This is a genomic window from uncultured Corynebacterium sp. (genome assembly GCF_937999985.1).
Classification (GTDB): Bacteria; Actinomycetota; Actinomycetes; order Mycobacteriales; family Mycobacteriaceae; genus Corynebacterium.
On sequence record NZ_CALLDG010000145.1, the window covers coordinates 21,096 to 32,024 of the forward strand.

Consider the following 10,929-nt stretch of genomic DNA (forward strand, 5'->3'; position numbering starts at 1 on the left):
CGGCAACGACACCAATCTCTTACAGCACTAGCCGGTAGCCCACGCCCGTCTCTGTCGTAAAGTACCGCGGGTTCGCCGGGTCCACTTCCAGCTTCTGTCGCAACTGCGAGATATACACCCGCAGGTAGTTCGTCTCCTTCTTGTAGGCCTGCCCCCACACTGCCTGCAGCAGCTCCACTTTCGTCACCAGCGTTCCCCGGTGGCGGATCATGTGCTCGGCGATGCCCCATTCGCGCGGGGTCAGGTGCACATCTTGTCCGTCCACGGTTACCCGTTTGTCTGGAAGGTCGAATCGCACGCGCCCGTCGGAGGTTTCCACTACGGGTTCCTCCGGAACCTTCGCGCCGGGTGCTCTGCGCAGAGCTGCCCGCAAGCGCGCGAGCAGCTCACCGACGGAAAACGGTTTGGTCACATAGTCGTCCGCGCCTTCGTCCAGCGCGTTGATTTTGCCGGACTCGTCGTGGCGCGCGGAAACGACGAGCACCGGAATATCCGTCCAATTCCGCAGCGCGCGCAGCACCTCCAGGCCGCTGAGATCCGGCAGACCCAAATCCAGCAGCACGGCTTGCGGGTGCCACTTCGAGGCCACCTGAATCGCCGCCGTCGCCGTCGTTGCCACCTGCACGTCGTAGCCCCGCGCCCGGAGGGTGACGAGCACGGCGTTCGCCAGCGCAACGTCGTCTTCGACCATTAGAATCTTTTCGCCGCTCATGGTGTTTCTTCTTCTTTCTTTGTGACGCCACGTGCCTCCCCGTCCTTCGATTCCATCTTTGCCGCTGGCAGGGATAGAACCAGCGTGGCGCCTCCACCTGGGGTTTTGCGTGCCTCTAGGGTTCCGTTCATGGCTTCGGCGAATCCGCGGGCCACCGCCAAGCCCAACCCCAGCCCGTTCTTATTCGTGGTCTGGTCACCGAGGCGCTGGAAGGGGGTGAACACGTCATTCAAGTGCTCTATGGGGAAGCCAGGGCCGTGGTCGGAGATTGCGAGTTCAACAGTGTCGGCGCCTCCGCTGACGGGTTGGGCGTGCAGTTCGATACGGGAATTCGGCGCATAGGTGCGAGCATTAATCACAATATTGGCGATGATGCGCTGCACGAGACCGGCATCGCCCAGAACCGGCGGCACGGTGGCGTCAACAAAAGAATCGATGTGCTGTGCAGCCTCCGGCAGCTCCGCGCGCACGGCCTCGACGACCGTGGAGTAGAGAACCGGGGCATGGTGCACGGTGACGGTGTTGGAGTTCACACGGCTCATATCCAACAGGTTGCCGATGACGGTTTCCAGCCGGTCGGTACTGGTCTCTATGGTTTCCAGCAGCAGCGAGCGGGATTGCTCATCCAACTGCACGTCGTCCATATTGAGCGCGCTTACAGAGGCTTTAATTCCGGAAAGTGGGGTGCGCAGGTCGTGGGACACTGCGGTCAACAGGGCGGTACCCACGCGGTTGCCGGCCTCCAGTGCGGCCGTGGCTCGGCGCATAGCGTCGATCTGCTCGCGGTCGATGATTGCGGTGATGCGGGCACCGTGGGCCTCGATCATGGCACTTTCCGCGGGGGAGAGGTCACGGCCGCCAATGACGAAGCGCATGCCATCGCCAGCGCCTACGTGTGCCGGAGCCTTCTTGCTGTTCCAGGGGGTTCCAAGGCCACCCGGGTCGGTGGTTTCCATCGTCACCCACTTCTTGCGTTCCTTGGAGTACTGCTGCAAATCCACCCGTCGCAGGTTGAATGTTTCCCGCAGGCGGGCCAGCAAGCTGCGGATGTCGTCGCCCTCGTCCAGCGCGCCACGGGCTAGGTCGGATAGCACGACCGCTTGGCCCAGGCGCCGATTGGCAATCGCGCGGCGTCTTTCAGCAATGTCCACAACCACCGCCACCGCGGTGGAAATGACGAAGAACAAGGCGATCTGCACCATGTTCGCCGGTTCGGTGACCGTCAGCGTGTGGAAAGGGTGCGTGAAGAACCAGTTGGCCAGAACCGATCCGATGACCACCGCCACGATCGAGGGGCCAAAGCCACCGGCCAGGGCGGCGAACACCGCGATGGTCAGGTATCCCAGAAGGATGGAACCTAGCGCCCCATCGGTCCGGTCGAAGGGCAGCATGAAAAGGGTCAGCAGCACCGGACCTACTACTGCCAGCAACCAACCGAGCCAGCGGCGCGCCGGGCTCAGCTGCTTCGAGGTATCCAGCCCAGCCCGGCGCGCCCGGGAAAGGCCGAATCGCTTCAGATTTGCAGTGAACTTTCCACCGGCCTGGCCCTCGGTTTTTCCGTCGCTGGTTCCGGACGTGGAGACGATGTGCACGTCGATGCGTCCTGAGCCGTCGATGATTTTGTGACTGGTGGAGTTGAACAGGCGGCTCATTCGTGTGCCCAGGCCAATCACCAGCTGCGAGGCATTCACCGTGCGGGCGAACTCCAGCAGGGTATCGGCAACATTGTCGCCTTCGATCACCCGCCACTGGCCGTCCAGGGATTCGGTGAGTTCTTGCAGCCGCCGCAGACGTTGGGGAAGATCGGCCCCCAGAGCCTCATCGGCGCCGGAGACGTACACCACCAGCATCTCTCGCCCGGCTACGCGTTGGGTGATGCGCGCCCCGCGGCGGATCAGCGCCTCGGACACCTCATCGCCGCGTACGGCCACTACCACGCGCTCGCGGGTCGGCCAGTTTTCCTCGATCTTCTTGTCTTCGCGGTACTTCTCCAGACCTTCGTCGACCTTGTCGGCCAGCCATAGCAAACTCAGCTCGCGCAGGGCGGTCAGGTTACCCACCCGGAAGTAGTTCTTCAGCGCGGTTTCGGCCTGCTGCTGGCGATAGACTTCACCGCGGGCCAGGCGAATGCGTAGCGCGTCGGGGGAGAGGTCCACCAGCTCGATCTCGTCGGCGTCCCGAAGAACCTGGTCCGGCACCGTCTCTAGCTGGCGCGTACCGGTGACGGCCGAGACCACGTCGTTGAGGGATTCCAGGTGCTGGATGTTCATCGTGGAGATGACGTCGATGCCAGCATCAAGTAGCGCGTACACGTCGTGCCAGCGCTTGGCTGCCTCGGCCGGGCGGCTGCTATCCGCGTTGTGCTCGCCCACCACGGTGTGCGCCAACTCGTCGACCAGGATGATCTCCGGGTGTGCTTCGAGCGCCGCCTCGAGATCCAGCTCCTCGTAGTTGCCACCGCGGTGTGGGACCGTCTTGCGCGGGAGGATCGGCAGCCCTTCTGTGAGCTTCCGGGTGCGCTCGCGGCCGTGATCCTCCACGATGCCGATCAGCACGTCCCGCCCGCGGTCGTACAGGTCGTGCGCTTCGCTAAGCATGGCACACGTCTTGCCCACGCCAGGGGCGAAGCCGAGGTACACCTTCAGCGTGCCACGCTTAGTCATTGTTGTTACTCCTGTTGTTTATCTTGCGCTGAAACTTTTGGACGCCACGCGTCCGAGCGCTAGTGCCTGTTTTACACCTTGAGGCCGACCGCGCCTGGGTTTTGCGGGCACGTGTCCGCGTCCGCTACAGCCTCGCTACAGCTCGCCTGTTACAGCTCGCCCGTTACAGCTCACTCAGCGCCTTGTTCAGCTTCACCACGTTCACCGGCGCACCGTCGGCACTACCGGTGTAGTTGCCCTCGGTGGCCTCCGCTACCAGCTGCTCCACTTTCTGCTGGTCCAGTTTGCGCTCCTTCGCCACACGCGGAGCCTGCAGCTTCGCATAGGCGGTGGAAATGTGCGGATCCAGGCCGGAACCGGAGGACGTCACGGCGTCCACCGGAACCTCGTCGGGGGAGACCCCCTCGCGCTTGGCAACCTCGTCGCGCTTGGAGGCGATGGCCTCCTGATACTCCTTGCTATAGGGGGACAGGTTGGTGGCGGAGGACGACATGGCGTCATAACCAGCATCCCCAGCAGCAGAAGGGCGAGGGTAGAAGAAGCCCGGCTTCGTGACTTCCTGGGCGATCAGGGAGGAACCGGCGGCCTGGCCTTCGGCGTTGGTGATCATCGATCCGTCCGCCTTGGCGGGCATGATCCGCCCCACTCCGACCATGAACGCTGGGTAGATAATGCCCAGGATCAACGTCAGCAGGAAGAAGATGCGCACCGTGGTGGAGGCCAGACGCAAGCCGTTGTTAGATGTTGCGCGTGCCATTGTTCTCTGTGTTTCCTTTCAAAGCGGGCCGGCGGTTGCCAGCCCAAGAGGGTTAGAGCCCGAAGACTCCGGAGATAATCAGGTCGATGATCTTGATGCCGATGAACGGTACGATCACGCCACCCAAACCAAAGATGGTCAGGTTGCGCGACAGCAGCGAAGCCGCCGAACCCGCACGGTACTTCACGCCCTTCAGCGCCAGCGGGATCAGCGCGATAATGACCAGCGCGTTAAAGATCACGGCGGACAGGATCGCGGACTCGGGGGAGTGCAGGCGCATGATGTTCAGCGCCGACAGGCCTGGGAAGGCCACCACGAACATCGCGGGAATGATGGCGAAGTACTTCGCAATGTCATTGGCGATACTGAAGGTGGTCAGAGCACCGCGGGTGATCAGTAGCTGCTTGCCGATGGCCACGACGTCGATGAGCTTGGTCGGGTCGGAATCCAGGTCCACCATGTTGCCGGCCTCCTTGGCCGCGGTGGTGCCGGTGTTCATCGCCACGCCCACGTCGGCCTGGGCCAGGGCGGGAGCGTCGTTGGTGCCGTCGCCAGTCATGGCCACGAGGCGGCCCTTGGCCTGTTCCTTGCGGATCAGCTCCAGCTTCTGCTCCGGGGTTGCCTCCGCGAGGACGTCGTCCACGCCCGCCTCGGCAGCGATGGCCTTCGCTGTCAGGGCGTTATCGCCGGTGACCATGACGGTGCGGATGCCCATCTTGCGTAGCTGCTCGAAGCGCTCTGTCATGCCCGGCTTTACTACGTCTTTGAGATGGATGACGCCCAACACTCGGCCGGTGACGTCCTCGCCCTGGGAGTTTAGGGCGATTTCTGCTACGACCAGTGCGGTGCCACCGCTGTTGGAGATGTCGTTGACCACGTCGGTGATGGACGGTGGGACGTCTCCACCGAGGTCCGTCACGAGCTTGGCAACCTCGGAGGCTGCGCCCTTGACGATCTTGCGGTTCGCTGCCTGGTGGCTTGCGGACCATTCCGTGTGTTCTCCAGCGCCGGAGGGCAGCTGGATGCCACTCATACGAGTCTGTGCGGTAAAGGGGATGAACTCCGCGTCGCGGAAGGTCTCTTCGGGGATGGCGACGCCGGACTGCTTCTCGGCGAGCTGCACGATGGAGCGGCCTTCCGGGGTCTCGTCGGCGAGGGAAGACAGCTGGCAGGCGTAGACGAGCTCTTCCTGGTTGATGCCCTCCATGGCGACGAACTCGCTGGCCTGGCGGTCACCGATGGTGATGGTTCCCGTCTTATCCAGCAGCAGGGTGGCAACGTCGCCCGCGGCCTCGACGGCGCGGCCGGACATGGCCAGCACATTGTGCTGCACCAAGCGGTCCATGCCCGCGATGCCAATGGCGGACAGAAGCGCGCCGATGGTGGTGGGGATCAGGCAGACAAGCAGGGCGACCAGTACCACAGGGGACTGCTCGGCGCCGTTGAACGCAGCCATCGGAGCCAGAGCCAGCACTACGATCATGAAGATGATCGTCAGCACGATCAGCAGGGTGCCCAAGGCCAACTCGTTTGGGGTTTTCTTACGCTCCGCTCCCTCGACCAGGCCGATCATGCGGTCCATAAAGGACTCGCCCGGCTTGCTGGTTACGCGGATAGCAATTGCATCGGAGAGCACGCGGGTACCACCCGTGACGGCGGAGCGGTCACCGCCAGATTCGCGGATGACGGGCGCGGATTCGCCGGTGACGGCGGACTCGTCCACGCTGGCGGCGCCCATGACGACGTCGCCGTCGGCAGGGATCACGTTACCTGCGCTGACCAGCACGATGTCTCCTGGCAAAAGGGACTCGCTGGAGACCTCCTCGGTAACCTCTCGCATGCCCGCACCGGAGTTCTCCAACGCCGGTGCCAGGTGGGGATCGTTCACGTCGGAGCCGGTGAACTTTAGAGCATTCGACTGGGTGCGGGTGGCACGCAGGGCGTCCGCCTGCGCCTTACCGCGCCCCTCGGCAACAGATTCGGCCAGAGTGGCGAACAGAACGGTCAGCCACAGCCATACCGTGATGGACCAGGTGAAAAGGGAAGGATGCGCGATCGCCAAAACAAAGGTGAATAGCGCGCCGACCTCCACCAGGAACATCACTGGCGTTTTGTACAGCAGGCGCGGATCCATCTTCTTTAGCGCCAGCGGCAGGGCCTGCTTCAACTGGGCTGCGGAAAAAGCGCCCTCGTTTTTCTTCTTGTCGTGCTTGGCCGGAGCCGTCGCACGCTTCGCTTCGGAGCGTGAAGGAGCATTTAGGGTTGTCATGACAGAGCCTCCGTCAACGGGCCTAGAACCAGGGTGGGCAGGAAGGTCAGGGCGCCAACGATGATGGCGATACCGACCATCACTCCCACGAATTGCGGGCGGTGGGTGGGTAGAGTACCGGCGGTTTCGGCAGCCGGCTTTTGCTTAGCGAAGCTTCCGGCTAGTGCCAGCGCGAAGATGATTGGTAGGAAGCGGCCCAGCAACATGCACAGACCCAGGGTGATGTTGAACCACGGGGTATCTGCACCGAAGCCGGCGAACGCGGAACCATTGTTGTTGGAGGCCGAGGTGTAGGCGTAGACGATGTCGCTGAAGCCGTGAGGACCGTCGGCAGAAACTGAGTCGCGGGTAGAAGGCAGCATGGTGGAAATACCCACGCCCGCCAGCACCAACGTCGGCATGACCAGGATGTACAGGCTGACCTTCGTGATCTCGGAAACGCCGATGCGCTTGCCGAGGTACTCCGGGGTACGGCCGACCATCAGACCCGCGACGAACACGCTGAGCAGGGCGATCATGAGCATGCCGTACAGGCCGGTGCCCACGCCACCAGGGGAGATCTCGCCCAGCATCATGTCCAGGATCAGCATGCCGCCAGCCAGCGGGTGGTAACTGGAGTGGAAGGAGTCCACCGCACCCGTCGACGTCATCGTCGTGGTGACGGCGAAGAAGGAGGAAGGCAGCACGCCCAGGCGGTACTCCTTGCCTTCCATGCCACCGCCCTGGAAGGCAGCCAGGGAGGTTTCGCTGGACATCACGACTGCCAGGGAAGAGAAGTACAGCACGGCCATGGCGGCCAGCACAGCCCAACCCTGGCGGGTGTCGTTCACCATCTTGCCGAAGGTGCGGGTCAGGCTAACCGGGATCACCAGGATGAGGAAGATCTCCAGCATGTTGGTCCATGCGTTCGGGTTCTCAAACGGGTGGGCGGAGTTGGCGTTGAAGTAGCCACCGCCGTTGGTGCCCAGCTCCTTGATGACTTCCTGCGAAGCCACTGCACCGCCCGGAATGGTTTGCTGGCCACCCGTGATCGTCTCCACAGTGGTCGGAGCGTGGAAGTTCTGGATCGCACCCTGGGAAATCAGCAGGATCGCACCGATGATTGCCATCGGCAGCAGGATGCGGAAGACCGCGCGGGTCAGGTCGACCCAGAAGTTGCCGATCTGGCCGTTGCCCATGCGGTTGGCCAGGCCACGGATCAGCGCGATGGCCACGGTGATGCCCACGGCGGCGGACACGAAGTTCTGTACCGCAAGGCCCGCCATCTGGGTAAGGATGGTCATGGCCGTCTCACCGGAGTAGGACTGCCAGTTGGTGTTAGTCGTGAAGGATACGGCGGTGTTCCACGCCTGGTCCCAGTGCACGGGCTCCTTGCCGTGGTTCAGGGGCAGCGCCTGCTGCACGCGCTGCAGCAGGTAAACGAACACGACACTGATGGCGGAAAAGGCTAGCAGGCTCGCGCAGTAGCGAGTCCACTTTTGCTGGCCGTCAGGATTCACACCAATCAGCCGGTAGAAGCCACGTTCGAAGGCATTGTGCTTCTTGGATGTGAACGTGGCGGCCATGTAGTTGCCCAGCGGCACGTAGCAGGCCGCCAGGGCAATGATGACCATGATGACAGGGATCCACCCTGTGATGGCCCCGCTCATGAGAACTTCTCCGGGTTCAACAGGGCAACCAAAAGGTAGATGATGGCCAGGATCCCGAGGATCCCACCGACGATCAGTTCCCAGCTCATAGCTTGTCCACCGCCTTCAAGGCGGCACCCATTGCGCCGAACAGCGCGCAGGTTACTGCAACCATTAAAAAGTCATAAAGCATGTAGATATAACAACACCGGTGGTGCCCGGTGCTAATGACTCTTTACGGTTTCTTAACGCCCCTCTTTTACACCCTTTATTGACGCCCCGACCTGCGCCGGTGCAGGGCGGGAATTACTCGTCAATCGGCGCGGGCTCCAGCTTCCAGACCTCCGTGGCGTAGTCGCGAATCGTGCGGTCGGAGGAGAAGCGCCCGGACTCGCAGATGTTCACCCACGCCTTTTGCGCCCAGCCCTGCGGGTCGGCGGCGTAGTCGGCGGCCATGCGGTCGCGCACCTCGCGGTAGTCCGCGAAGTCGCCCAGCACGTAGTAGGTGTCGGAGGCACCTTCGCCGTAGCCGTGGATCAGCGATTGCTTTAGGTCGTAGAACCAGCCGGTGAACTCGTCGTGCAGGGTGCCGTTATCCAGCGCGTCCAGGGCGCGCTTCAGGCCGGGCACGGATTCGTACAGCTCGTAGGGCTTGTAGTCCGCGCGCAGCTCCGGCAGCTCCTCCTCGCGGGCGCCGAAGATGTAGGCGTTCTCTTCGCCAACGGAATCCACGATCTCCACGTTCGCGCCGTCCATGGTGCCCAGCGTCAGCGCGCCGTTCATCATGAACTTCATGTTGGAGGTGCCCGATGCCTCCTTGCCCGCGGTAGAGATCTGCTCCGAAACATCGGAGGCCGGCAGGATGTGCTCGGCGGGGGAGACGTTGTAGTTCTCCACGAACACGACCTTCAGCAGCGGGGAAACCACCGGATCGTTGTTCACCAGGTCCGCGATCGTGTTGATCAGCTTGATGATGGCCTTCGCCCGCGTGTAGCCCGGCGCGGCCTTCGCGCCGAAGATGACGGTGCGCGGCGGCAGGTCGCGCTGGTGATCCTCCTTGATACGGAAGTACAGGTCCAGCACGTACAGGGCGTTCAGCAGCTGGCGCTTGTACTCGTGCAGGCGCTTGATCTGCACGTCGAAGATGGACTCCGGGTCGATGACCACACCTTGGCGCTCGGCGATCCACTCGGCGAAATCGTGCTTGTTGGCGGCCTTGATTTCACGGAGCTCCTGCATGACGCTCTCGTCGGACGCGTAGCTGCGCAGTTCCTTGAGGCTGTCGAGGTCGGTGACCCAGGCGTCACCACCCGAAAGACGAGTAAGCAGCGCAGACAGGCGAGGGTTAATCATCCGCAGCCAGCGGCGCGGCGTAACACCGTTGGTTTTGTTGTTGAACTTCTCTGGCCACAGTGCGTGCCAATCGGCGAGGGTTTCGCGCTTGATGATCTCCGTGTGCAGTGCGGCCACACCGTTGATGGAGTAAGCGGCGTAGCAGGCGATCCAAGCCATGTGCACCACTCCGTGTTGGATCGGGGCCATTCTTTGGATGGTGACGCCATCAATGCCCTCCGCCGAGCGTTCGATGCGGAAGCGACGGTCGATCTCGGCGATGATCTCCCAGACACGCCAGAACAGCTGCTGGAAGATCTGCTGGTCCCACTGCTCCAGGGCTTCGGTGAGGACAGTGTGGTTGGTGTAGGCGAAGGTGTTGGAGACGATCTCCCAGGCTTCCTCCCAGCCCATGCCGTGTTCGTCCAGTAGCAGGCGCATGAGCTCCGGGATGGCCAGCACCGGGTGGGTATCGTTCAGCTGCACGGAGTGGTATTCCGCGAAGTTATTCAGGTGCCCATGGTGGGACAGGTGGCTGCGGATCATCGCCTGCAGGGAGGCGGAGGTGAAGAAGTACTGCTGGCGGACGCGCAGCTTCTTGCCCTCGTAGGTTGTGTCGTTCGGGTAGAGCACGCGGCAGATGTCGCTGACACGCTCGCGCTCGATGATGGCATCGGTGAAGCGCTGGGAGTTGAAAGCGTCGTAGTCGAACTCCTCCCACGGCTCGGCCTTCCACAGGCGCAGGGTGCCGACGTTGTGGGTGCCGTAGCCGGTGATGGGCATGTCGTAGGGGATCGCGCGGACCTTCATGTCGTCGAAGTGCACGATCAGCTGGTCGGAGGCGCGGCGGATGGTGAAGGGGTATTCTTCCTCGCGCCACGGGTCGGGGCGCTCGACCTGGAAGCCGTTGTCGAAGGACTGGCGGAACAGGCCGTATCGGTAGAGGATGCCGTAGCCGGTGACGGGGTAATCCTGGGTGACGGCGGAATCCAGGAAGCAGGCGGCCAGACGGCCCAGGCCACCGTTGCCCAGCGCGGCATCGTTTTCCACTTCCAGGACGTCGGTGAGTTCGTGGCCGAGTTCGCGGGCAGCGGTCTGGGCTTCTTCTACCAGGCCGAGGTTGGTGAGGTTGTTCAGCAGCGCGCGGCCCATGAGGAACTCCGCGGAGAAGTAGTGCTGCTGGCGGGTGGCGCTGTAGGTCTGGCGGGTGCGCTCCCAATCGTCGGCGATGCGCTCCTGGATGTTGCGGGACAGTCCCGTCCAGAACTTGCGGGTGGAAGCGTGCTCGGGGCTGGTGCCGGCGGCGGCGCGGACATGGCCGCCGACGGTGGTGGAGTTCAGATCGTGGCTCATAGGTACTGATTCTATGGTGCTGGCGGGAAACTTGCTGGTCGGGTGCGGGGTGGGGGTTAGGGTTCTTGGGATTGTTTTTTGGACTGTTCTTTGGACGTCGATTCGTTTCGCAGCTGCGAGGCCTGTTCCTCGATGCGACCGTGGAGTTGGCTGAATCCCTCCACCGCAGCGGAGGAGCGGGGCGGCACCTGGATGATGTGCTCGGAGTGCAAACC

General features: G+C 62.8%; 7 protein-coding genes. All 7 read right to left on the reverse strand.

Going from position 1 to position 10,929, the window contains the following annotated elements; genetic code table 11:
- Positions 1-19: 19 nt before the first annotated feature.
- The 7 genes from Q0331_RS06860 to malP all read right to left on the reverse strand — a co-directional run bounded on the left by Q0331_RS06860 (position 20) and on the right by malP (position 10,714).
- Positions 20-712, reverse strand: a complete 693-nt coding sequence (locus Q0331_RS06860) for a response regulator (protein WP_298075675.1) — start codon at positions 710-712, stop codon at positions 20-22.
- Positions 709-3,375 carry a DUF4118 domain-containing protein gene (locus tag Q0331_RS06865; protein ID WP_298075676.1) on the reverse strand — a complete coding sequence of 889 codons (2,667 nt, stop codon included), beginning with the start codon at positions 3,373-3,375 and terminating at the stop codon, positions 709-711. Before Q0331_RS06865 ends, Q0331_RS06860 begins: the two co-directional genes overlap by 4 nt.
- Before the next feature lie 163 nt (positions 3,376-3,538).
- Positions 3,539-4,132: a K(+)-transporting ATPase subunit C gene (gene kdpC / locus Q0331_RS06870; RefSeq protein ID WP_298075677.1), complete on the reverse strand. Its 594-nt coding sequence runs from the start codon at positions 4,130-4,132 to the stop codon at positions 3,539-3,541.
- A gap of 52 nt (positions 4,133-4,184) precedes the next feature.
- Positions 4,185-6,401 (reverse strand): potassium-transporting ATPase subunit KdpB, encoded by a 2,217-nt coding sequence (gene kdpB, locus Q0331_RS06875; RefSeq protein ID WP_298075678.1) that lies wholly within the window; start codon positions 6,399-6,401, stop codon positions 4,185-4,187.
- Complete coding sequence (kdpA, locus tag Q0331_RS06880; RefSeq protein WP_298075679.1) at positions 6,398-8,050, reverse strand: potassium-transporting ATPase subunit KdpA; 1,653 nt, start codon at positions 8,048-8,050, stop codon at positions 6,398-6,400. Before kdpA ends, kdpB begins: the two co-directional genes overlap by 4 nt.
- Complete coding sequence (gene kdpF, locus Q0331_RS06885) at positions 8,047-8,139, reverse strand: K(+)-transporting ATPase subunit F (protein WP_034964313.1); 93 nt, start codon at positions 8,137-8,139, stop codon at positions 8,047-8,049. Before kdpF ends, kdpA begins: the two co-directional genes overlap by 4 nt.
- A 196-nt stretch (positions 8,140-8,335) precedes the next feature.
- Positions 8,336-10,714: a maltodextrin phosphorylase MalP gene (gene malP, locus Q0331_RS06890; RefSeq protein ID WP_298075680.1), complete on the reverse strand. Its 2,379-nt coding sequence runs from the start codon at positions 10,712-10,714 to the stop codon at positions 8,336-8,338.
- Positions 10,715-10,929 lie beyond the last annotated feature (215 nt).

Coding starts and splice junctions, on each gene's coding strand:
- Q0331_RS06860 (WP_298075675.1), bottom strand. CDS start 712: ATGAGCGGCGAAAAGATTCTAATGGTCGAAGACGACGTTGCGCTGGCG.
- Q0331_RS06865 (WP_298075676.1), bottom strand. CDS start 3,375: ATGACTAAGCGTGGCACGCTGAAGGTGTACCTCGGCTTCGCCCCTGGC.
- kdpC (WP_298075677.1), bottom strand. CDS start 4,132: ATGGCACGCGCAACATCTAACAACGGCTTGCGTCTGGCCTCCACCACG.
- kdpB (WP_298075678.1), bottom strand. CDS start 6,401: ATGACAACCCTAAATGCTCCTTCACGCTCCGAAGCGAAGCGTGCGACG.
- kdpA (WP_298075679.1), bottom strand. CDS start 8,050: ATGAGCGGGGCCATCACAGGGTGGATCCCTGTCATCATGGTCATCATT.
- kdpF (WP_034964313.1), bottom strand. CDS start 8,139: ATGAGCTGGGAACTGATCGTCGGTGGGATCCTCGGGATCCTGGCCATC.
- malP (WP_298075680.1), bottom strand. CDS start 10,714: ATGAGCCACGATCTGAACTCCACCACCGTCGGCGGCCATGTCCGCGCC.